Genomic DNA, 23,980 nt, shown 5'->3' on the forward strand with positions numbered 1-23,980 from the left:
CGAATTTGTGGGAAAAAGCTGGAAGCTTGGTGTTTTCATTCATTAACGCTTGGCACTGGGGAATCCAGCGTCGAGCAGGGCATCAAAACCTGGCTTGAGGGGACGCACGTCGTACCCTTGCTTCTTTAGGATTGCGGCCGCCTGCACGCACCGACCACCGGCGGCACAATGCAGGTAGATCACTTTGTCCTTTGGAAGCACCCGCGCCAGATCTTCTTTGCGCACGCCTTGCTCCAAGGCGCTCAGCGGCAGGAGCCGTGCATCACGGAGATGGCCGTCTTCCCACTCCTCCTTTTCACGCACGTCCACCAATACGGCCTTTTGTTCGGCCACGCCAAGCTGGACCGTTGCGAGTGAATCCTTCGTATGCTCCACAGCAAACGTCGAAGCCGGCGCGAGAACGGCAGCAGCAAAGAGGAATGCACCCACGCGACAAGCAGCCCCAGACGCGCTCGAGTTGCCCGAAACTTGATTCCACGGCATCCGGGCCAAGATCATTGCCATTCCACAAGTATCCGTGATGCCGGCGAACATTAGCCCGGCACCCACGAACGCCGATAGACCGGCGAAGTAGGGATGGACCGTTATCGCCAGCACGGCACCGACCAACACCAGAAACCCGGCCGCAATGCGCACCTGGCGTTCCAGCGAAATCGCTTTTTTGCCGCGAACCACGGGCAGCCCGGCTGCTTCGCAGCCGAGCGTACCTCCTTCAACGTTGACCACGTTGACCAGGCCCGCTGCAAGAAGTTTTTCGCACGCCTGTTTGCCACGGCTCCCCGAACGACAGACAACGTAGAGGTGCTGATCGGCGTTACCGTTGCGCTCAGCTTGGATCGCTTTCGGATCGAGTCGGTCTAGCGGAACATTGCGGGCAAAATTGACGTGAAGCTCGCGAAACTCAGCCGGGGTGCGAACGTCGATCAATTCCAACTGCTTGCCGGCTCGACGCAGGCTTTCAAGCTCTTGAGGGGTGATGCTCTGGGGCATGGTGAACTCCTTTACCGGTTGTGACGTATGGTAATGTCGTGATGTGACGATGTATGAGTCAAAAAAAAGACTACCGAACAGTTTCGACGCCGAAGCGCGATTCAATACAGGACATGATGCTGGCCAAATGTGGCTCGGCTACCGAGTAGTACACGAAACGACCCTCCTTATCCGCCTTCAAAAAACCGCAACGCTGCATGAGCCGCAAATGCTCCGAAGCCATGTGACTTGGAATTTCACATGCTTCCGCCAGCTCGCCCACGGTGTGTTGCCCCTGGAGCATTAACTGTACCATTCGCAAGCGGTGGGGATGCGCCAGCGTTTTCAAGCACTCTGCCGCTTGAGCAAGTGCCTCTAAACTAGTCAGCTTTGTCTTTGTTTTGGCGGCCATAGCTCTCTTCTCCTTGCTCAATGATATCGGAAGATTCCGATGTGTCAATCTATCATTTCCGCTTCCTTACTCAGAAACAGGCATTTGCCAGTGTGTGACAGCTATGACGACAACGCACACTCCGCACAGTATTTGTGCGAGTTCGCGCGCCCGGCCCCGAGCTGAAGACAGATTTCCCGGAGTTCAACGGCAGATATGAGCCGTGCGTCGGTGGTGAACTCCTTGCCACCGCGTCTTAGATTTTACCGGGGGTGTTTTCGGAGGGCGATCTGACTGAGCCTATTCCCTTCGGGCATGAATCCGCGAGCCAAGATGCAAAGAAGGCTCCTGAAACTCAGGCCGCAAAATTGCGAGAATAGCTTTTCAAATCGAAACCGTTCCTTCGGGGTGACCATGATGCGTTTCGGCAACTTCGACCTGAGGATCTGGTTCTCGACCTTCAGGTATTTGATCTGGCGGGCCAGCTCCTTCTGTGTGGCGCCGGCGATTACGAGCAAGAGCGACTGAAATACGTTGACCATCGAATTACACTGGGTTTGACGCAGCGAATGATAGGAGTGCGTTTTTTTTGCACCCCGCCGGGACCGTTGGCCATCTGAAACTACAGTCGACTTCGGATGAGCTGTCGGACGACGTTGCACAATCGCATCCGAGAGCGCAGAGAATGCGCACCGCTGTTAACCGGATGCTCAAAAAGTTCGAAAAGGGTTGCGACCGCTTCGGACACCGATCGGGACTCGGAATCGGCAAGTACCGCTCTCACAATTACTTATGAAAATCGAAAAAGAGAGTACTGTCACGTAGAGGGTTGTGCACAGGGAGCGACGAATCGTTGGAGAAGATGGCCGCGGGTTGTCGGCACGCGCATTGCTGCGATGAAGCTTTGAATCATGAGCGCGCTTCGCGAAGTTTTGTGACTTGTTCGGTGAGCACGACGGCCCTATTATTTTCAGCAACTATTGAAGTTTTGTCAAGGACATAGTATGCTACGCTATCGCAAGTAAACATTACTAAGGGAAGTGAATTCGGCATTAGCGGGAAAGTCGATGTGTGTGCGCGGGTTGGCTACGGGTCGAAGCGTGGAGCGCGAATAATGGAAATTGAAAATGGAATGTTTCCGATACTGGCAACCTGGAAGGTGATGCACGGGAAGAGGTTAAGAACAAAAAGACAGGCCAAGCAGATTGTGGATTATGGAAATTTCTGAGTAGGCCGATTCGGTGAGCGAATGCCATCGGAGAGTGAAATCGAGAGTGGATTGTGGAAATCAAATTTGGAAACTTTCCATGACTGGCGAGTCGGAAGTTGTTGAACGAAGCGAGCTTATCGATGAAAAGACACTGTCGTCACGCTGCGAATTATGGAAATTTCTGTTCGGCCGCTCAGCGGAGGATTGGGGAGATTGCGTGAGGCAGGTGCCTCGGAAAGGGAAAGTGAAAGACTCGGATTAGTGGCGGTTGAGTTGCCGCTATTGAGTGGAAAGGAAGCGGGCCGAGGCTGGTACTGCGTTCCCAGCAGATTCAGATGAATCGCGATCTGTAGAGTGATAGAATCTCTGCTCGTTTTGGCGGTTTGATGTGTCTGCGGGTGGTTCGCAGTCGGTGAAACGGTCGGCTCTTTTGTGAAGCAATGAACTATGCGATTACTGCACAACTTAGCTGTCTTGATCGTTGCTACCGCGGTGGTCGGCAACGCAAGTCGCCAACTACATTCCGCGGAACAAACTGCCGCGCCGCAGCAGCCGAACATCGTCTTCGTGCTGGCGGATGACTTCGGCTACGGCGATGCGGGATGCTTCAATCCGGAGAGTAAGATTCCGACACCCAATATCGATCGGCTGGCGAAGGAAGGGATGAAGTTTACCGATGCCCATTCGGGTTCGGCGGTCTGTTCGCCAACGAGGTACGGCATTCTCACCGGTCGTTATGCGTGGCGAACGCACCTGCGGCGCGGAGTGCTCGGGCCTTATGATCCGCCGTTGATTGCTGCCGATCGGCCGACGGTGGCATCACTGCTGAAGGGGCACGGTTATCATACTGCGTGCATCGGCAAGTGGCACTTGGGTTGGGATTGGCCGCGTCAGGGTGGCGAAGTTGTGTTCGATCAGCCAATTAAAGGTGGGCCGACCGCACGCGGCTTCGATCGCTACTTTGGCACTGATGTTCCAAACTATCCGCCCTATTGCTTCATCGACAACGAACGCACGGTGGGGCAGCCCACGGACATGAAAACGGTGCGCGATTTGAATGGCCGGCTGGGGCCGATGTTGCCGGGCTGGCAGTTCGATGCGATCCTCCCCAAGCTCACGGAGCAGGCGGTGGAATACATCGGCACGCGGGCACGGGAGAAGCAGCCCTTCTTCTTATACTTTCCGCTCACTTCGCCGCACGAGCCGATCGCACCGTCCGCACGGTTTAAGGGGAAGAGTGGCATTAACGACCTGGCTGACTTCTTTATGGAAAGCGACTGGGCCGTTGGCGAGATCATTACTGCGCTCGAAAAATATCAACTGGCCGACAACACCCTCTTCATCTTCACTTGCGATAATGGTCACGCCACCTACACCGGTTTGCCGCCGCTGCAGCAAGCGGGGCACAAGGTGAGTGGTCCGTTCCGCGGCTACAAGACCGACATTTGGGAAGGTGGTCACCGAGTGCCGTTCGTCGCTCGTTGGCCAGGCAAGATCAAAGCGGGGACGACCTGCGACGAAACGATTTGTCACACCAATCTGCTGGCCACATCACTCGATGTGATTGGTGCCAGCCGGACCCAGGATGTTGGCGAGGACAGCTTCAGTATTTGGCCACTTCTGCAAGGAAAGCAATTGACTGAACCCACGCACCCCTATGTCGTTCACCAGGCGGCCAATGGCATGCTGGCGATTCGTCAGGGAAAGTGGAAATTACTGGTGGGCGCGGCGGGCGACGCGACGAAAGGCAACGCGCGCGAGCAACTGTACGATCTCGACACCGACCCAGGGGAGGTCACCGATTTGGCCGCGGCAAACCCGGCAGTTGTCGAACGGCTGCTGGCCCTGTTACAAAAATCGATTGACGATGGCCGCAGCACCCCGGGCAAGCCGCTAAAAAACGATGTAGCGGTGCGCCTGCGCGCGGCCTCCGTTGACGGCAAGAAAAAGAAATAGCCTTCTCCCCCTCCCACCTGTGATCCAACTTCTGGAAGCAAACAATGTCGCGCTGGTAATTCCCCTACGTCGACCTGGTTACTTCGACTCGTCGCAACTTCCTCTTCACTAGCACATCGCGCTGGCCGCGGCTGCTGTGTGGGCTCATCGTGCCGAAGGCGCGGTCCTGTCGCGGCTCAAGACGGAGGAATACCCCTTTAAGTTAGTGGTTGCTTCGGGTGATCCCACTCGCGGTACCTTGTGAGGTGGCCGAAGACGAGCAGTTCAATAAGATCGCGCAAGCCGGTAACCCTGACTGAACTTGGCGGTCGTTAGCTGTCCGCACCAAGAAGGTGAGCAGGTGTTCGTTCCGCAACGATGGTTAGGTAACAGCCCAACTTTACAGCGATGGCGAAGTTCATTCTCTGTGCTGTTAACCTGAGTTCAAAACTCACGACTGGGGTATCCGGCCGAACTCTCCTCATTACTGCTTAACACAATACCGCGTACCAACCTCAGACGAAAAACAGAGAGCGCGGCTAGTAGGAGAGTCCCGATCAGGGAGCTCCTATTTCGGCCCTAACTTGGACCGACCCAACGGTTAACGCGAAACGCCAGCCAGAGAGTTCTACCGGCGTTTGTCGTTTACGCGTCGTTCTGCAAGGAGTTACGGCGAGTACCGAACTCTCTCGGGCGTCCCTGCAGCGCTCTCTATTTTTGCCCCACGGCCGATTTCGCCGCCACTCTCGCGAGAACTCTCGCCGCTCTCTGGTTTCGCCCGAAATTTGGTTAACAGCCTCGTTCGGCTCAGGGTAATGGTCGGGACGCAGATACTAACCATATAGCGCAAAAGGTAACTGGCTCGGCTCTACGTCGGCCTGTCAGAACGAAGCGGCATGGGAGTGTCGGTACACATTCAGAAGTGAGGGATGGTCAACCGCTGGACATTGATGACTCGCTTTTTTGCTGCTTAAACTCACGAATCAGTGACGCAATCTCGTCGGCCTTGGTGTCGAGCGCGAAATGGCCTGCATCCAAGATATGAATCTCGGCATCAGGGACGTCGTGCCGATAGCGATCAGGCTCGCGGATGTCGAACGAGAGATCGTATTTGCCCCACAGCACCAGCAGGTCTGGCTGCGTCTGTTGGAGCCATCTTTGCCACTCAGGGTAAGCGGCGACGTTCGTGCGATAGTCGTAGAAAAGATCGCTTTGAATTCGTCGCTGGCCTGGCGAACACAGAAATTCATATTCGTCGCCCCACAGGTCGGGGTCGTAAAGTTCGACGTGAGGATCGCTACCGAGATGCCGGAGTTTTGCCGCTGCTAACGACAACAAGCTACTTTGCATTGCCTCCTCGTGAGCGATCCGATCTTCCCAGAAGGCACGTCGTGCAGCCCAGCGCGGTCCCAGGCCTTCGTTATGCGCCACCGCATTTTGAATGATTAGTGCTCGAATTCGCTGGGGGTTCGCGAGTGCCATCCTAAACCCGACTGGGCCACCGTAATCCTGCATAAACAGCGTGTATTCCGATAGGCCAAGCGCCTCGGTGAAGCCCGTCATGGCGGCAGCAATCCGGTCGAACGTGTATGGAAATAGATTCGGATCGGGCCAATCGCTGTGGCCAAAACCGGGGTAGTCCGGGGCAACGAGGTGGAAGCGGTCGGCCGAGCGAGCCAGAAGAGGCTCGTACATCCGAGAAGACGATGGCAAACCATGCAACAAGAGCAGTGTGGGCAAATCCCGAGAACCGGTTTCTCGATAGAAGATTGAAAGCCCGTCTACTTTAATCGTGCGATAGTAAGTGCGTTGGCTCATGGTGTCTCCTCTCCAACGACTAGCGCCTGCGTACCGTGTGTCTCTGACTAGCCTATTGATTACGCTTCACCGGGAGGCCCGTTTGTTGTCGGTATTCCAAGGCGGGTAAGCCCCCGACACCCCAATTCTCTGTTTCTACTTCCTGAATCAATACGTGGGTCAAGGCAGGCGGCTTATCGAGCACGCGTGTAAGTACCTCGGTCATGCCGCGGATGACTTCTGCTTTCTGCTGAGGTGTCGCACCCTCGCGCGTGATCTGAACGGTGACAATGGGCATGTTAGCTTTCCTGCAAAGGGAGTTTTAAAAAACTGGACTACGGCAAGCGGAAGTAAGATTGCTTCGCCTTACCACTTGCCGGCATGAGCACCGCCGTCGACGTGCAGAGTCTCGCCGGTGACGAACGAAGCCGAATCCAAGTACAGTACCGCTTCGACGATTTCTTGAATCTCTCCCATGCGCCCCAGCGGATGGAGACGGGAGAGGAAATCGTAGGTCTCGGGGGCATGCATTGGTGTCTTGATAACTCCCGGGGCCACCGCGTTGACGCGAATGCCCTGATCCGCATATTCGATGGCCAGCGAACGTGTTACCGCGTCCAGGCCTCCTTTCGTGAGCGACGCCAGCGCTGACGGCACTCCTTTCACTGGTTGGTTTACGAGGGTCGTGGTCAGGTTGACAATGTGCCCGCTCTGCTGCGAGAGCATCTGACGGACAGCTTGTTGCGAAACGAAAAAGAAACCTGCCAGGTTGAGCGAAAGCTTCGCGGCAAAGTCGGCTGCGGTGTACTCTGTGAAGGGCTTGGCGATGAACATGCCGGCATTGTTGACAAGGGTATCGACGCGGCCAAATTTCTCGACCGCACGTTGAATCACGCGCACACCTACCGCCGGATCGGTAATGTCGCCGGCAACAGTGAGCAAACTTGGTGAATCTTCTGCCTTGATGGACCGCGAGTTCGCGACGACGCAGTAACCGCGTTCGAGAAATCCGCTGACGAGGCCGGCACCAATTCCTTGCGAGGCACCTGTAATCACAGCTACTTTACGTTGGTTGTTCACAACACTTCTCCAGTTCACTTTGAAATGGCTTATGGTTCTTTGCAAAAGTCGATGAAGCGATCCGTGGCTTAGACGAGGTTGATTGACACGTCGATATTTCCTCGCGTGGCCCGAGAATACGGGCAGATTTGGTGTGCGCCATCCACCACCGCCTGGGCAGTCTCGCGTTCCAGTCCAGGTAGGCTGATGTTCAGTCGTGCGCGTAGCAGGAATTCGTCGCCGCACAGGCCCAAGTCGACTTCTGCATCAATGGCGGCGTCTGCTGGCAGTTTTCGATTCATCTTGCCAGCGACCAGCATCATGGCACTCATAAAACAGGCCGACCAACCGGCGGCAAAGAGTTGCTCTGGATTGGTGCCCGTCCCGGCCATGCCCGGTGACGAAAGTTTGATATCAAGTCGTCCATCTGAACTGCGCGAGGTGCCATCCCGGCCGCCGCTGGTGTGGGTTCGTGAGGTGTACAAGATTTTTTCGGTCTGAGTCATCATCATCTCCTAGATTGAGTCAGTATCGTGACGGTCGTCTGTGTCTATCCGGCTTCACATGTACTAGGCGTGGCGACTGGACAGGCGCCGTTCCTGGCACCTAAATCAGCAGATGAAGCAAAACAAGATTCGGACCTATTTGCGGCGATATGACACCGATTCCGCGGCATAGGCATAAGTCCATCGCCACTTGCAGGGCTTCATTCCCGTCGAGTTGCTTTGCCGCGTGTGTAAGACTCACTAACCACACGGGTATATCTCGGAAAGTGGCGAGCAGAGGCTCCGCCAGATAGCTCCTACCAAAGCGAGGAAACTCAAATGTCGACTCTACTTGATCCTCTCGTCGTGGGTGATTGGAAATTACCAAACCGCGTGGTGTTGGCACCGTTGACGCGGACCCGGGCAAGCGCGGGACGTGTTCCGAATGCGATGATGGCAGAATATTATCGGCAACGGGCAGGCGCGGGGCTGATGCTGACGGAAGCCACTAGCGTCACGCCGATGGGCGTGGGCTATCCGAATACGCCGGGCATTTGGTCGCACGAACAGATCGAAGGCTGGAAGCTGGTAACGCGCGCGGTGCATGCAGCCGGCGGACGGATTCTGTTGCAGTTGTGGCATGTGGGGCGAGTTTCGGATCCGTGGTACCTCGCTGGCGAATCGCCCGTCGCTCCCAGCGCTATCGCGCCGGCTGGTCATCTCCATCTGTTGCGACCAGAGCGACCGTTTGCGATTCCTCGTGCACTCGAGACGGCCGAGATTCCGGGCATTATCGCGGCCTACAAGCAAGGCGCGGAGAATGCCGAGCGCGCTGGCTTCGATGGCGTGGAGATCCACGGCGCGAATGGTTACCTGTTGGATCAATTCCTGCAGGACGGTTCGAATCACCGTACCGACGACTATGGCGGCTCGATTGAGAACCGCGCGCGGCTCCTGCTCGAAGTCACCGACGCAGTTACTTCCGTCTGGAGCGCCAAACGTGTGGGTCTGCATCTAGCGCCGCGTGGCGACATGTATTCGATGGGAGATTCGAACGCAGCAGTCACCTTTGGCTACGTCGCCGAGCAAGTCGGCAAACGCGGCATTGCCTTCATTGCAGCCCGCGAATCCGTTGGCGCCGGCCGGCTCGGCCCCGAACTGAAACGGAAGTTTGGAGGCGTCTATATCGCCAACGAAGGCTTCACCTTCGAGACTGGAAATCAAGTGCTCGCTGCAGGCGACGCCGACGCAGTTGCGTTCGGCGCACTCTTCATCGCAAACCCTGATTTGCCTCGAAGATTCGCGCTCGGCGCCTCGCTCAATACGCCCGATCCGCGCACGTTTTACGGCTCAGGACCGCAAGGCTACACGGACTATCCGGCATTAGACGCAAGTGTTACGGCTGCAGAAGCGGAGCATTCATCGGCAGCATGATCGCACTTGCTGAACTACTTCGGTCACCTGGGCCAAAGAATAACAGAGCCTCGTTCGGTCCGGAGTACTGGTCGGGACGCAGATACTAACCGGAGAGCGCGGGGGCTCACTTCGAAGTGTCGGACCTAGGGAAATTAGGGAGCTAACCTCCTGCTGCTGACTGGGGAAAACTTTATTGCGACTTTCGTTGAAATTGAACCGGCTTGACCTGACCGATTTTTGCCCAGGTCGAGTTCAACGGCCCTCAAGATTCGATCGGTAAACCGCTCAAGTCCACCACGCTTGCGTATTACTTCAGCAATTTCCATTGATAAGTTTCTCGCACGCTGCTCCCCAAGCAATGCCGATGTTATAACGATGCGTTCGGGATCCTGCCCTCCCGATGTTTTGGTTCATCTTCTGCTTCAAGAACTACATCGGTGGCATCGTCATGCATCAGTCTGTTAAGCGCTGGTTTCAATCGCTCAAGCACGCTCTGTTGAGTGATAAAGGCCCTTCGGCGGAGCGAGCAAAGAACGGCATTCGCCGAGCTGCGCGGAAGTCATTGCGCTTGGAAGCGCTCGAAGAGCGCTCGATGTTTGCGGTTGCTGTTGTCGACAATGGTAGCGAGTTGGTCATCTCGACGAACGCGAACGATAACGTGAAGATCTCCGCTGCGGCCGGAATCTTGTCAGTTTCCAGCACAACTGGCTTGGTTAATGGCAACGCACAATCAGGTGGCGTCTCCACCGCGACTTTCAATCTCGCGGACTTCACAACCATTAATGTGTTTAGCGAAAACGCAAGTCCGTTGAGATTCGAGAACGTCGAGATCGCGGGCAGCGCCGAATTCGCCAACGAGTCTATCGTTGCGATTGCCAACCATATCGATCTGACAACGGGCCCGCTTAGTGTGAGTGGGTTGAGTCTTGCGACCGCGGTTCTTGGTGCCGCAATTACTGTCGATCACGCGATTAATTCAACAGGTAACGTCAGCCTCATCCCTCTCGGCGCGAGCGTTTCCGTGCAAGCGCCAATTAACGCGGCGGGGAGCAACGTCACGCTGATTGCAGGTACTTTGGTGCCGAGCAACTTTACGGTGACGCAAACTTCCGCTGGAGCCATCACGGCTGCTTCGGTGCGTGCGGATGGCGCTGGTGGAGTCGATCTGTCGCCGGCCGCGAATGTAGTGGGGACAATTGCTGGTGGGGTAAGTGGGGCCGGCAACTTCAAATTCAATAACGACGCGAATTTGACGGTTGGGCTGGTAAACGTCAACGGAATCCAGGTGACGAACGGCGACGTCAGCTTGTCGGTCACCGCTACTCACTCGATTACCACCGACAGGCCCATCGGTGCGAATGGCACTAACAAAACAATCACGCTCGCTGCCGACAGCATCGATCTTGATGAGGGGCAAAGCCTCGGCGCCGCGAACGTAGTGCTGCAGACCGTCGGCGCTGGCGCTAACTTGACGCTGGGCAACGCGGGGCTGACGAACAACGAACTGAATGCTATCAATGCCACCAACCTCACGGTTCAAGCAGCAGGCACCATCACCGTTTCGGGTGCCATAGACCTCGTTGACAACGTCTCGCACTTGATCACCCTGCGCGCCCCGGCCGTCAACGTCGCCAATAGCATCAGCGGCAACTCGTCGACCGGCACGCTGCGGTTCGAGACTAATTCGCTGTCGCTCAACGGAGCCATACCGCATTCGGTCTCCGCGCCCGCCGTGGAAATCTCCACGACGGCTAATGTCGCCTTCAACAGCACGTTCAATGCTGGCGGCATGGACTTCATGCCCGCCGAACTGGCTGCTCTCGACGAGGGTATCGTCGATACGCTGCGGATCATCACGACCGGCGACATTTCCTTTACAGGCCTGACGACCGATTTCGCGGATGGATTCACGCTGACGTCCAGCGCAGCCGTCGCGCTCCAGGCAGGCGGCACGATTTCGACCAGCTCAGGCGGAGCCATCATTGCTTCGCAGTTGGCTGCCAAGGGGAACTCGGTGGCGCTGACCAGCACGAGCAACATGATCGCCTCGCTCGCCGGTTCTGCCTCGGGCGGAAACTTTGAAGTTACCAATAGTGGCGCGATGACGATAAATACGGTGGATGTCGGTGGCCGAGGCATTGGAGCCACGGGCATCAATGTCACCGGCGCGGGCAATGGAATTGCAGTGACTGCCGGCGGCACGTTGACGGTCAGCCAAGTGGTAAAAGCTCCCGGCGACATCACGCTGACGACAACGGGATCAACCTCTGATCTGGTGACGCAACACAATTCCAACTACGGCATCAATTCGTCGGGCGGCACGACCACACTCGACTCGGGACGCGACATCTTCCTCGGCACCGCGCTCGGAACCGGCGACGTGATTGGCGAAGGCCTCGTTCTGAATGCCGTGAACGATATTTTTCTCGATACCACGACGTATGCCGAAGCGGACGGCGCGGCCGGTGTGACGGTGACGGCTGGCGGCGATGTGCAGATTATCCGCTCGATTGCGTTCGCTTCCCGCCTCAACAGCAACGCCGCCGGAGCGCCAATTTCCATCACGACAGGAGCCGGCAAGACATTCGTCGTCGACTCCGGTTCTAGTGGCGGAGTCGCGGCCAATGGCGGCAACATCACGATTGAAACCGACAACGCCGAGTTGACCTCGTGGGCGATCGCGACCTCCGGAACCGTTACGTGGCAAACAGTGACGAACGGCCGAGGCATCACGCTTGGATCGGAGGTTGCGGGGAGCCTGAGTCTGACGGACGCAGAACTTGACCTGGTGGAAGCGGGAACGCTAGTCGTCGGCTCGGCGACAACTGGAGCGATCACCGTTACGGCAGACATCACACGTACGGCGAGCACCGCGGTCGAGCTCATTTCCGCCAGCAATATTGTGCAGAACGGCGCAGCTGGTTCGATCAACACGGGCGGCGGCACACTGTTGCTCACCCCCGGCAGCACGGCAGAATATCAGCCGAATCGCTCGGGCGCTGATATTACCGCCAGCACGGCGAGTTTTACGAGCGGCAGCGACTTGGACATCGTACTCAACGGCACGACGGTGGATACGCAGTACACGCAGCTGAATGTTGCCGGTACGGTCAACCTGACCGGTGTTGATCTTGCTTTGTCTGGCAGCCACACGCCAGTGCTGGGTAACGTCTTCACGGTTGTTTCCGCGACGAGTCGATCCGGGACCTTCAATGGACTGGCCAACAACGACGAGATCACGTTGAACGGCGAAACGTTGCGTATCAATTACACGGCGACCAGCGTAACGCTGACCGCTATTGGCGATCCGCCTGTCGTTGATGCGGTCGGACCATTCTCAATTCCTGAATACAGCGCGATTGCAACTGCGGTTGGCACTGTCACGGCTACCGATCCCGATGCGAACCCCACTTTCACCTGGTCCATCACGGCAGGTAACACGGGCGGTACGTTCGCGATCAACAATGCAGGCGAGATTACGGTCGCCGATAGTAGCCTGCTCGTGTTCACCACCAACCCCACGTTCACGCTTACTGTGCAAGTCAGCGACGGGATCTATACCGATACCGGATCGGTCACCATCAACCTGACCAATGTGGCAGACTACGATTATGGCGACGCCCCTGTAACCTACGGCGTAGCGCAGCACTATGAAGGCGACACCGGCACGGGGCCGCTGCTGGGAACTCGCGATTATGAATCCGCCAGCCAGCCCAACGCTACGGCCACCGGCGATGATGCCACAGGCACCGATGACGAAGATGGCGTGACGTTCAGCTCGACCACGCTGCAGCCGAGAATCAATGCCAACGTCACGCTGAACGCCAGCGCGGCGGGCATCGTCGATGCCTGGATCGATTTTAACCGCAACGGCATGTTCGACGCGGCTGAGAAGATCGCCAGTGGATTGAGCGTCACAACTGGGGCGAACACCTTCGCGGTGACCGTTCCGGATAACGCAGTCACGGGCACAACCTACGCTCGCTTCCGCATCAGCACTGCTGGTTCCACGCTGCCAACCGGACTCGCCAATGATGGCGAAGTGGAAGACTATCAGCTTACGATCCAGAACTTTGCTGCCGGCACGGCGGTGTTGGTCGACGATCCCGAGAATCCGGGCCCGACGAACCCCGACGTGCTAGTGATTACGGGGCGTGACAATATCAGCGATGCGATCGTGGTCCGCACCACGTCTCCGGGCATGGTTACGGTTTACATGGCTCCCGGTGGATCGCTCGGCACGTTCCCGCTCGCGTCGATCAGCCGGATGATTATTTCGGGGCGGTCGGGTAACGACTCGATCGTGGTGGAATCGACTGCGGCAAAGCCGATTAACGTTCCGACCACCATCTACGGCGATGCCGGCAACGATTCAATCTCCGGCGGCAGCGGCCCGGATACGATCATCGGCGGCGATGGCGTTGATTCGATGGCTGGCAATGCGGGGAACGACATCTTCATTGGCGGCAACGGCAACGATGTGATTGCAGGTGGCGCTGGTTTCGACCGCATCATCGAGCAACCAGGTGCAGCTTCGGTCTTGGCCACGCAATTGATCGTCGGCACCTCAACGGATCGTTATAGCCAAATTGAGCAAATCGAACTCACCGGCACGGCCGCTGGCAACAGCTTCGTCATCAACAACTCGACAGCCAATGTGCTGATCGATGGCGCGGGGGGCAACGACACCTTGAGCTACACCGGCGATGGCAATTTTGTACTGACCAACTCGTTGCTGACGAGAACGTCGGGCGCGACGACAGCAACAGTGACGGTGACCGACATCACCAGCGTTTCTTTGATTGGCGGTGCCGCTGCCAACAAGTTCACCGTCAGCGAATGGACGCGGACGCTCGCCGTAAATGGCGGAGGCGGCACCGATACGATTGATGATTTTGGCAGCGACAACTATGTGCTGACTCCGTCGCAGTTGCAGCGATCCGGCAGAACGGCCGTCTCGCTTGTTAGCGTCGAGAATGCAGTTCTCACTTCGACTACCGGCACGGTCGATGGTACGTTCACATTTGATAACTGGGCGGGAAGTGCAACTGTGAATGCCGGCGCCGGCGTCGACACGCTCGTCGTGATCGACAACGCGGCGACCATGACCCTGACCAATGCCAAGCTCACACGCACCGGTCGCGGCGCGATCACGTTCTATGGCATCGAAGCGGCCGAACTCACAGGCGGCGCGAGCGCCAACAACATCAATGCGTCGGCCTTCAGCGGCAAGCTGCAAATCGATGGCAAGGGGGGCAACGACACGCTGACCAGCGGTTCGGGCGTCGCGATTGTTTTTGGTGGCGAAGGAAACGACACGCTAGTTGCCGGCAGCGGACCCGCGGTACTCGTCGGCGGTAATGGGAACGACACGCTCAGAGTTGCAGGGACGCCACCAGGCGGTTCCACCGCTGGCCATGCCATTTTGATTGGCGGTGCTGGCATCGATAAACTCACGGGGGGCGCCGGCGAGGATCTGTTGATCGACAGTTCAACGGACTTCGACCTAATCGCTGCCGATCTGGCCAACCTGCTGGCTCACTGGACGGGAGTCGGCTCTTACCAGACCCGCTCAGCTCAACTCGCCAGCGATCTCAATGGGCAACTCAATCCCGACGGCGTATCTGATACGCTCAGCGGCGGCATCGGGGCTCTCGATCTGTTCTTTGCCAACCTCACCGGCAGCGCCACGGTCAAGGACAAGCTCCTCGACCTCAACAGGCCGAGTACTGAAATTACCATCAACAACGTCTAACTTCGGAAGAAGTAAGGCGATGTGACAATGCTTCGGTCACATCGACGCAGTTTCATCGGACGGGCTACAAGTCGGGACGCACGTACTAACTGAGAGCGTGGGAGGCGTTCGCCTCACTGCCCAAGGTGGACGTTCGTCCCCATCGCCGCCATCCTGCATATCGGCCTACCTGAGGGCCGGTAGGCCGGCAAGGATGCAATACCTCTTACGGCCGCCCTAGTCAGCAGGTGCGCAAAGAGGGCTCGCCCAACCAATTATGGCGAATCGAATGGCGAATTGTATCTCTCGGCTTTTCATTGCCCGCGGCGGATCTCAGACGCCTGATAGCGAATCTCGAAGCGATAAACTCGCTTTACCCGGCAAGTAATTTCCCACGTTTCGGGGTTGATCCGCTCGGGCACGTCCATGCGATGGATGTCGACCATCGCGTGAAAGCCTCGTTCCGAAAAGACGTCGATCATCATGCGTAAGGCTAGCGGGTCGTCGAACAACTCGTCTTCGGTGTTAATCTGCGTGTGGCCGGAAATCGCGTGGGTCCGGATGATCGGAATCATCTTGTCCTCAATGAATCGCAGGACACTTTGGAACAAAGGCCGTTGGTTCTGTTCATATTGTTCCAAACGTTCGACGAGCTCCTGCCGGGCGTGTAGCGCCAGTTGAGCTGCCTCAGGAATTCCTCGAATCAGGTCGAATAGTTCGTGGCTCAGGTCGAGAGAACTTTGGTAAGTGAACTCGCGGGCGATGTTCTGCTGCACATCGTCGAGATTGCCTTCGGCGTCGATGAAGTGAAAGTGGAAGAATTTTCGCAGCGACTGCAGAGCGTCGAACGTCGTGTCTTTGAACGTTTGGTAGCGATTGCGGCACAATTCGGGATCGACATCGGTCACTCGCTCTTCCTTGAGTTGACCTACGCCAGTCTCGCGGACCAGACGATTATGCTGCTGGATCTCACGGCCGCGTTTCAACTGCCGCTCGACGCTGATCTCTTCACTGACGAACAACAGCGCGATGCGGAACATCGGCTTGCGAAAATACCGTGACAGCGGCGAGTTACGAAGGTCGTCGTGCAGCGTCAAGAGAGCGTTGAAGAACAGCTTTAATGTCTCGGCCTGAACGATCGTCCGCGGAAATCCGTCGATAATCACTCCGTCTTGATAGACGGGTTGCAGCAACTGCTCCAATAACAGGCCGATCACTTCACGATCGCCAACCATCTTGCCAGCGTTCTTGATCGCGACTGCCTGCGGTGTCGTCAGCAAGTCGCTCACAACGACCGGCGGCTCGGAGATGTCACGTGTCGCGGCGATAAACGGCGTGTTTGTGCCTTTGCCGGAGCCGGGCGCGCCGCCCAGCCAAATGAAGTCGCGTGGAAAGCGGAGGTTTTCACGACCGTACTTTTCAACAAGAGCGTCCCACACCGCCGAAAAAATCAGCTGCGCGTCCTTAATCTCAAGGTCGCCAGGAGTCCTTGCGGGAGCGTCAGATACATCGCGGCTAAGATTCGTCATTGCAACAAAATGCCGACAAAAAGAGGAATGTGCGGGAAATCGGTGTCCTCGAGGCCGTCATTATTTGCTGACGACTGCCTCTCGTCGATCCCTCCCATCTCATGTGTCCGATTTGGTTTAGATTTCCTTCGTGGAGCGGTTCATCCAAACCTTGCGACAAGTCTGCTGGAGCGCTTTCATCGTCTTCGGCGAGCAGCACCTGAATCATCTCTGCTCGGTGTTCGACAACTCCCGACAACTAGACCTAAGGTTCAAGCTGTCGCATCCGCTCGAGAAGGACCTAAATCTTACATTTGCAGGGCCCCGCCGAACGAACCAATTTTCACTGGCCGGCAACGCGCCGACCTACGCTCAGTTTTAGAGTTGATTGATGGCCGCCGACCAAACAGCTTCAAACTCCGCTACTGAAATCTCTCGCGGGCTGAAATGTTTGTCCGATGCAATCTCAGCAAACGATGGAATTGGTTCAGTGGTAAGACGTGTGTCGCCAGACTGTGAGCGCTCGCCCGCAAAGCTCATACGGCCGTCGCGGGAAACCTCAACCTTGCGAACTTCGAAGCGATGTTCGTCAAGCTCGGAGTATAGCTGCACCGGATAGTCGGAATGCCGATGAATCCATTGCACGCAGATGTACGTCGTTGTCATATGATGATCAAAGCTCGGTCATGAGTAACTGGGCGATAGCTGAGCGCACACTGAATGAGTGCGTAGACGGGCCTGTGAGAAGTCTTGTGTCAGCTAGCAGAGATTGGGTAGGTTTGAGTACCTCTTTCTGAATCGGAGTCAGCGAGTGATGCTCTCAAAAGCGGTTAGGAAACTCGAAGGCGACCAAGAAAGGGGCGCAGCTTAAACAGCGAGTTGTCGCAAGGGAGCTTACGACTGTTGGTTGGCCAGCAACGATCAACACCTGCGATGGCCCGACCAGCTGAAATGTGCTGAAATCAGGCGACTTGCATAAAAAATTCCCCGCCGGAATTGTAATCCGGCGGGAAAAGTTTGTTTGTTTCCGACGAGAATCAAAGCTCGTTAGGAAATGTCAGTCAGGGTGACAGGATTTGAACCTGCGGCCTCAACGTCCCGAACGTTGCGCTCTAGCCAGACTGAGCTACACCCTGAAACACCGCCAACAACTTGCGATCGAAACGGCTACGTTGCTCGCAAACCTATTCTTACTCCGACGAGTCGCAGTCGATTCAACTGGTAAAGACCGACTTGGGACCAGCTGAACAAGGGATACACTTCGGAGCCAAATAGTTCGCGTATCATAACTGAATTGGACCTCGCGTCAACGCGTATCCGGCCAGCCAGCACCCTGTGGACGGCCCCTGCGGCGCGCAGCGCCGCTGGATAGAATGGAAATTCGCTCGTCACCTTCCGCTATTGCAGTATTTGCCTGATGTCCACTTACGATACCCTGATCATTGGCGCCGGCATGTCGGGATTGGCGGCAGGCATTCGCCTGGCCTACTTCGACCAGAAGGTCTGCATCTGCGAGCGGCACAGTACGATCGGCGGGTTGAATTCGTTCTATCGCCTGCGCGGTCGTGACTTTGATGTGGGCCTGCACGCGGTTACGAACTTCACGCCCAAAGGTGCGAAAAAAGGGCCGCTCGCCGTTTTGCTGCGACAGTTGCGCATGGCTTGGGACGATCTGGCACTCGCGCCACAAATTGGCTCCGCCGTCGCCTTCCCGGGAATCGAGTTGAAGTTCAACAACGATCCCAAGTACCTGCAGAGCGAGATCGAGAAACTCTTTCCGCAGCAGAAAGACAACTTCCAACGCCTGCTCGATAAGATCGCCGGCTACGACGACCTCAATGCCGAGATGTTCACCCTCTCCACACGGCAGATCCTCGGCGAGACTATCAGCGATCCACTTCTGATTGAAATGATCCTCTGCCCGCTGATGTGGTACGGCAACGCGCGCGAAGACGATATGGACTGGGGACAGTTCAGCATCATGTTTCGAGCGATCTTTCTCGAAGGGATGGCCCGGCCGTTTCGTGGTGTGCGTTTGATCCTGAAGAACCTCGTTCGCAAGTTCCGCGAACTTGGTGGCGAACTCAAGCTGCGCAGCGGAATCGCCAAGATTCATGTCGATGGCGAGCGGGCCGCGGGTGTGGTGCTCGACAATGGTCAGGAACTGGCCGCGAAAGTGATTCTCTCTTCCGCTGGCGTAGTAGAAACCTTGCGACTGTGCGACGACCTGTCCTCCGCAGAACCAGCGCGGGCCGGGCAGTTGTCGTTTGTCGAAACGGTTTCCGTGCTCGATCGTTCACCGCAGAAAATGGGCTATGACCGGACGATTGTCTTTTTTAATGACTCCCCCAAGTTCCATTGGCAGAGACCGCACGATCAGCTGATCGACGTCCGTACCGGAGTCATCTGCTCACCCAACAACTTTCGCTACGCGCCCGATGAGGGCGAACTCCCGGACAACATGATTCGCATCACAGCGCTCGCCGACTTCGATCGTTGGCAAGCCTTGTCGCCGGAGCAGTACCAACTTGAGAAGCTGCGCGGCTACGACGCGGTGGTCGGATCGGCCGTTCGCTTCGTCCCCGATTTTCGCAGCTATGTGATCGATACCGATATGTTCACGCCCACGACGATTCGCCGTTTTACCTGGCACGATAACGGTGCCGTTTACGGCGCGCCGGAGAAGCGACTCGATGGGCAGACCCATTTGAAAAATCTATTCCTGTGCGGCACAGATCAAGGTTACGTAGGCATAATCGGCTCGATCATTAGCGGCATTAGCATGGCGAACATGCACTGTTTGAAAGCCGGTGGGGGGTGAGCGGCGATAGCTTGCCACCCTATTCCAGTTACAATGAAAATTCGGCAAACTCCGCTTACCTTCTCCATCGATCAAAACCTCTGGCGAGTCCTGGCATGCTAGTTCGTTTGCATATTTCGTTAGCTTCATCTGGGCTGGCAGTTTGTAGCGCGTTAGTCCTGATGCTGGGGGGGTGCGGACAGGGGGAATACGAGTCGCGGATGGGAAATATCGGCCAGATGATGGCCGCCAGACAAGCCGCGCTGGTGAACAACCTGGTCATGAAGGAATACTTTCCGGTGACCGACCCGACCAATGCACCGTCGGGAGTCAAGTTGCGGCTCCCCCTTAAGTTTTCTGGTGGCCAGGCAACCAGTCTGGGGGCCGATATTGCGCGGGCCAAGCTGGCACAATTCGACATCCCTGGTTTTTGCTACACGTTAGAGACGATGGTGGCCGATGATGCAGGGAAACAGCTGCCGACCACCTTGCACCTGTACGTGGTGAGCAAAAAAACTACCACGGCCCAGCAGCTGCGCGATTCCATCAAGCAGCAAGCAGTAGTGGTCTCGCCCGAGGCGAACTGGGTACTTGTGCCCGCGGGCAAAGCGCCTGGTGCCCTTGCCGGCAATATGATTGCGGTGACTGGGAACTTCGATTTCGAAATGAATGGCACCATCGAGAATCTGCCTGGCACGATTCGCCTGTACATGTATGAAACCCCAGAAAACATTGTGATCCTAGGCTTTAGGCACGATAGCAGCACTGGCAATGAGAAAGGCAAACTTGCATTGTCAATCGCTTTCGCACTCTCATCAGTAGCACTCGATGTTCCAGCTCCGGCTCCCGCAGCAGCGGCCCCTGCCGCCGGTTCATAGCGATAGGCTCGCAATTCACTAAAGGTTCGACTCATTACGGAGATGAAAAACGGTCATGGCTGAGTACACCAAATTTCAGCAGAATGCGATCAAGAACTTTTACGACAATCGCGACACGATTGCCCTGCAACGCGTGCAGGAACTTGTGACCGAGTTGTATCTCTCCGAAGGGAAAAAGCTGCAGAAAAATTGGGACAGCGTGATCATGCACCTGTCGAAGTTGAACGTCGATAAGAAGACGCTCGACCACCTGCGCAAAGAAGCCAAGCCCGAATTAGTGGCTTCGCTCGTCACCCGCATGCTCAACAAAGAAGACGCCAAGCCCGTCGTCGGCAAGCGGTAATCCGCACGGCGTTTCATCGCGGCAATAGCCGAAACAACGCTGGTCGAGATCGCTATACTGCAGCAGCCGCGCGAGTGCTAGACTCGCGCCATCGTTTCGTCTTCCTTCTGCCGTTAGCGACCACCGCTCATGCCCGCATCCGCTGGTCTCGACCATATCCAGCAGCACCTGTTGCCTCTACGCCAGCAGTTGCTCGCTCATCCTCTTTACTCGCGCATCGATAGTCTGCCGGCGCTGCGAACGTTCATGCAGCATCATGTCTTCGCAGTCTGGGATTTCATGTCGCTGCTGAAGACGTTGCAACAACGGCTGTGCTGCGTAAACGTTCCGTGGCTGCCTCCGGTCAATGGTCAGGCGGCCCGGTTGATTAACGAAATCGTTCTCGGCGAAGAGAGCGACGAAGATGGCCAAGGCAGTTATGCGAGCCATTACGATTTGTATCATCGAGCGATGATCGCCTGCGGTGCTGATACCGGACCGATCGACCGCTTCGGCCGCCTGTTGCAAGGTGGTCTCTCCGTTGATGCCGCCCTCGGCGAGGCGGAACTTCCCGCATCTGTTCGGCAGTTCGTGGCGCATACGTTTCAAATCCTGGCAACCGGAAATCTCGCGGCGATTGCCGCGGCCTTTACGTTCGGTCGCGAGGATCTACTCCCCGCCGTCTTTCAGCGAATTGTCGATGAGCTCAATGTTGAGTCCAGCGGCGGGCTCGATCAGTTTCAGTTTTATCTGCAGCGACATATTCAACTCGATGGCGATCATCACGGGCCGATGGCAGGTCAGCTGGTCGAGATGCTTTGCGGCCACGATCCAGCCCAATGGCAAGCTGCTGAGCGCGCGGCAATCTCTTCCTTGCAAGCCCGCCTCGTACTGTGGGATGGCATGTTGGCGGCGATCGAAAAGTAACTGCGAACGCCACTCCGTTTCGCGTCCGATCGGGGCAAGTCGTTTCGGCCTGACTTCGATATACTACGGCCTGCAGAATTGCCTCCGTCGCTAGCTGGCGTTTACGCTCGCTGGTTCAAAACCGCATCGATTTTCCATGCTCCGCTTTCAGGTTATCAACGACGCCCAGAGCGCCCAATGGACGCACGGGGCTGGCCCGTTTGAACTCGGCCGTGCGCCGTCCGAATCCACAGCCGTCCCACGGTTCGTCATCGAAGATCGTTACGTCTCGCGCAGTCAATTGCGGGTCGAAGCAGCTGGCGCTGGCCAAGTCCGCCTCGAAAATCTTGGTCAGGCACTGGAACTCGGCGATGGCAGTTCGCTGCAACCGAATGAGGTTCGCATCCTGCCGCTTCCCGTGAAGCTGACCGCTGGCTACTCGCGCATCGAAATCTCAGACGAGTTGCCACTGGGTGAACCGGACAACGCTTACGACACCATCTCGCGCCCGGTTCGCATCGAACGAGCTGCTACCGCAGGTGCAGTGATTGAAGTCGGCGAGTCTCCTTCGCCAGCCACGCTCACCAAGTGGTTCGAAACGCTCCTCTCCGTGCAACGAGCGGCAGCTGGTACGGCCGAGTTCTACGAAGAAACCGCGCGAGCAGTGGTCGATCTGGTTGGTCTCGATATGGGCCTGGTACTGGTCCGGCGCGGAACGGGGTGGGAAACGAAGGCGATGCATGAAGCGGCCGGCGCTCGCTTCAGTCGTGTGAGCCAGGCCGTCCTCAACCATGTTATCAGTCAGCGACGCACGTTCTATCGCGCCCTGGCAGGTATGGAGAACTCCGCCAGCCTGGCGCAGGTCGATGCGGTCGTCGCTTCACCGGTCTTCGACGCTCACGATGAAATTGTGGGCATCGTTTACGGTTCGCGCGGCATTCAAGTCGGTACCAAGCGTCCCGGCATCGTGCCAATGGAAGCCCGGCTCGTGCAACTCCTGGCTGGTGCCGTCAGTGCTGGTCTCGCCCGCATGGAGAAGGAAGCTGAGGCCGCTCGGAACCGCGCCCGTTTCGAACAGTTTGCTTCGCCCGTCGTGGCGGCTGAACTCGAACGCAATCCGGCGCTGCTCGAAGGAACGGAACGCGAGATCACGGTGCTGTTTTCCGACCTGCGTGGCTTTACACGCATTTCAGAGCAACTTGGCGCCCGCGATACGTTTCAACTCGTTGGCGATGTGATGGACAAGCTTACCGAGCAAGTTCTCAAGCATGGCGGCATCATCATCGACTACTACGGCGATGGCCTCGCAGCCATGTGGAACGCGCCCCTCGATCAAGCCGACCATGCGCGCTTCGCCTGCAGAGCCGCGCTCGCCATGCAAGCCGAGTTGCCCGCCTTGAGCGCTCTCTGGCAAGACCGCCTGGGGAAGCCTTTGCAGATTGGTGTCGGTCTTAACACCGGCCCAGCCCGCGTGGGAAATGCTGGCAGCCGGATGCGACTGAAGTATGGTCCGCGTGGACACACGGTGAACGTCTCCAGCCGCATCGAAGGAGCAACCAAGCACCTGGGCGTTCCGGTGTTGGCGTCAGCTGCCACCCAGAAACTGCTCGGCGACGAATTCGCGACCCGCCGCATTTGCCAGGTTCGCGCCGTGGGTCTGGAAGGTTCGGTGGAACTGTTCGAAGTCCGCGAGGCACCAGCTGACAATGCCTGGCAGCTGCTCCGGACCACCTACGAACAAGCACTCAAGCTGTACGAGTCCGGCCAATGGCTGGCCGCAGTGGATTTGCTTACCCCCGGCAAGGCAGACCCGGTGGGACACGAAGACATCCCTTCCAGAACACTCCTCCGCCTCGCGCGCGAGGCCGCGCACAACCCATCGTCAAGCTTCGATCCCGCCTTTAGGCTCGATGGCAAATAGCTGGTCTTCGCCTTCAGGCGCATCCAAGCTTGAAGCGCAGATAAGCGAATTGCTAACTGTCAGTAGCGTCTCGGTGGCTTCATGCCGAACTTCATGAGTCTGAGATGAACTTCTCGAAATTCCTCCGCAGTTTCACGATCGGCTTTCTCGGCCTAAGTCACATCATTCGGTCTGAGCAGAATATGAGGTTGCACTGCTGCGCTGCAATTGGTGTGATCATCGCCGGTTTTGTGTTTTCGCTCGCCGCATGGGAATGGGTGGTGATTTTGTTTTGCCTCGGTTTGGTAATCTCCGCCGAGTGCTTGAACAAAGCAGTAGAGCGACTCGCTGATCGTGTTACGCGGGAACAGGATCCACTCATTAAGCAAGCGAAGGATTGCGGTTCGGCGGCGGTCCTGGTGGTTGCGATTACGGCGGCCGCAGTCGGCGGCGTGATTTTTCTGCCCAAAATCTGGGCCTTGGCGGGGCGGTGAGTCATGCTCGGCGAACGGCCTCTGGGCGAGAACTGGTCAGCCACATTTCGATGGTGGTTCTTACCGAGTTGGCTGGGGCTAGACGCTCCCTTTGTCGTGTTGACCTGGACCTGGGCGACAAGTCGGGCAATGGATATAACGCTGCCGAATCGTTCCGGCATCGCCCTGTTTCTAGT

The 23,980-nt window shown here is 57.0% G+C and carries 17 protein-coding genes and 1 tRNA gene; 9 read left to right on the forward strand and 9 right to left on the reverse strand.

The genetic code is table 11. From position 1 onward, the window contains the following. Window positions 1-42: 42 nt before the first annotated feature. Both ETAA8_RS35715 and ETAA8_RS17465 read right to left on the reverse strand, forming a co-directional pair. On the reverse strand, window positions 43-990 hold the full coding sequence (locus ETAA8_RS35715) for a rhodanese-like domain-containing protein (protein ID WP_202921044.1): 948 nt from the start codon (window positions 988-990) through the stop codon (window positions 43-45). Window positions 991-1,060: 70 nt separating this feature from the next. Continuing rightward, a complete protein-coding gene (locus ETAA8_RS17465) occupies window positions 1,061-1,381 on the reverse strand; it encodes an ArsR/SmtB family transcription factor (protein ID WP_145090987.1) in 321 nt (106 codons plus the stop codon). A 1,636-nt stretch (window positions 1,382-3,017) separates the two neighbouring features. Here ETAA8_RS17465 and ETAA8_RS17470 point away from each other — a divergent pair. Continuing rightward, complete coding sequence (locus ETAA8_RS17470; RefSeq protein ID WP_145090990.1) at window positions 3,018-4,526, forward strand: sulfatase family protein; 1,509 nt, start codon at window positions 3,018-3,020, stop codon at window positions 4,524-4,526. A 912-nt stretch (window positions 4,527-5,438) separates the two neighbouring features. Here ETAA8_RS17470 and ETAA8_RS17475 read toward each other — a convergent pair. The 4 genes from ETAA8_RS17475 to ETAA8_RS17490 form a co-directional block, all read right to left on the reverse strand. Continuing rightward, window positions 5,439-6,323: an alpha/beta fold hydrolase gene (locus ETAA8_RS17475; protein ID WP_145090993.1), complete on the reverse strand. Its 885-nt coding sequence runs from the start codon at window positions 6,321-6,323 to the stop codon at window positions 5,439-5,441. 52 nt (window positions 6,324-6,375) lie between these two features. Continuing rightward, window positions 6,376-6,600, reverse strand: coding sequence for a tautomerase family protein (locus ETAA8_RS17480; RefSeq protein ID WP_145090997.1), 225 nt, complete (start codon window positions 6,598-6,600; stop codon window positions 6,376-6,378). 68 nt (window positions 6,601-6,668) lie between these two features. Then, the gene (locus ETAA8_RS17485) at window positions 6,669-7,382 is read right to left on the reverse strand and encodes an SDR family NAD(P)-dependent oxidoreductase (RefSeq protein ID WP_145091000.1); all 714 of its coding nucleotides are present in this window, start codon (window positions 7,380-7,382) and stop codon (window positions 6,669-6,671) included. Between the two features lie 68 nt (window positions 7,383-7,450). Beyond that, on the reverse strand, window positions 7,451-7,867 hold the full coding sequence (locus ETAA8_RS17490; RefSeq protein ID WP_202921045.1) for an organic hydroperoxide resistance protein: 417 nt from the start codon (window positions 7,865-7,867) through the stop codon (window positions 7,451-7,453). A 318-nt stretch (window positions 7,868-8,185) separates the two neighbouring features. Between ETAA8_RS17490 and ETAA8_RS17495 the strand changes: the two genes are divergently transcribed. After that, window positions 8,186-9,280 carry an alkene reductase gene (locus tag ETAA8_RS17495; RefSeq protein ID WP_145091003.1) on the forward strand — a complete coding sequence of 365 codons (1,095 nt, stop codon included), beginning with the start codon at window positions 8,186-8,188 and terminating at the stop codon, window positions 9,278-9,280. Between the two features lie 382 nt (window positions 9,281-9,662). Continuing rightward, a complete protein-coding gene (locus tag ETAA8_RS17500) occupies window positions 9,663-15,017 on the forward strand; it encodes a beta strand repeat-containing protein (protein ID WP_145091006.1) in 5,355 nt (1,784 codons plus the stop codon). Between the two features lie 293 nt (window positions 15,018-15,310). On the opposite strand, the gene ETAA8_RS17505 is transcribed toward ETAA8_RS17500, so the two are convergent. The 3 genes from ETAA8_RS17505 to ETAA8_RS17515 form a co-directional block, all read right to left on the reverse strand. After that, window positions 15,311-16,525 (reverse strand): nucleoside monophosphate kinase, encoded by a 1,215-nt coding sequence (locus tag ETAA8_RS17505; RefSeq protein WP_145091008.1) that lies wholly within the window; start codon window positions 16,523-16,525, stop codon window positions 15,311-15,313. A 357-nt stretch (window positions 16,526-16,882) separates the two neighbouring features. Continuing rightward, window positions 16,883-17,170 carry a DUF6881 domain-containing protein gene (locus ETAA8_RS35915; protein ID WP_145091011.1) on the reverse strand — a complete coding sequence of 96 codons (288 nt, stop codon included), beginning with the start codon at window positions 17,168-17,170 and terminating at the stop codon, window positions 16,883-16,885. Between the two features lie 395 nt (window positions 17,171-17,565). Then, window positions 17,566-17,640, reverse strand: a tRNA-Pro gene (locus ETAA8_RS17515). 281 nt (window positions 17,641-17,921) lie between these two features. On the opposite strand from ETAA8_RS17515, the gene ETAA8_RS17520 reads away from it, so the two are divergent. From ETAA8_RS17520 to ETAA8_RS17545, 6 genes are all read left to right on the forward strand, one after another. After that, complete coding sequence (locus ETAA8_RS17520; RefSeq protein ID WP_145091014.1) at window positions 17,922-19,325, forward strand: phytoene desaturase family protein; 1,404 nt, start codon at window positions 17,922-17,924, stop codon at window positions 19,323-19,325. 95 nt (window positions 19,326-19,420) lie between these two features. Next, window positions 19,421-20,182, forward strand: a complete 762-nt coding sequence (locus tag ETAA8_RS17525; RefSeq protein WP_238397406.1) for a hypothetical protein — start codon at window positions 19,421-19,423, stop codon at window positions 20,180-20,182. Between the two features lie 55 nt (window positions 20,183-20,237). Further along, window positions 20,238-20,525: a hypothetical protein gene (locus tag ETAA8_RS17530; RefSeq protein WP_145091020.1), complete on the forward strand. Its 288-nt coding sequence runs from the start codon at window positions 20,238-20,240 to the stop codon at window positions 20,523-20,525. A 129-nt stretch (window positions 20,526-20,654) separates the two neighbouring features. Beyond that, window positions 20,655-21,431, forward strand: coding sequence for a DUF3050 domain-containing protein (locus ETAA8_RS17535; RefSeq protein WP_145091022.1), 777 nt, complete (start codon window positions 20,655-20,657; stop codon window positions 21,429-21,431). Between the two features lie 136 nt (window positions 21,432-21,567). Continuing rightward, entirely contained in the window at window positions 21,568-23,331 is a 1,764-nt protein-coding gene (locus ETAA8_RS17540; protein WP_145091025.1) for an adenylate/guanylate cyclase domain-containing protein, read from the forward strand. Window positions 23,332-23,435: 104 nt separating this feature from the next. Beyond that, the gene (locus ETAA8_RS17545; RefSeq protein WP_145091028.1) at window positions 23,436-23,804 is read left to right on the forward strand and encodes a diacylglycerol kinase; all 369 of its coding nucleotides are present in this window, start codon (window positions 23,436-23,438) and stop codon (window positions 23,802-23,804) included. Window positions 23,805-23,980: the final 176 nt, after the last annotated feature.

Source organism: Anatilimnocola aggregata, assembly GCF_007747655.1.
GTDB classification, from domain to species: Bacteria; Planctomycetota; Planctomycetia; order Pirellulales; family Pirellulaceae; genus Anatilimnocola; species Anatilimnocola aggregata.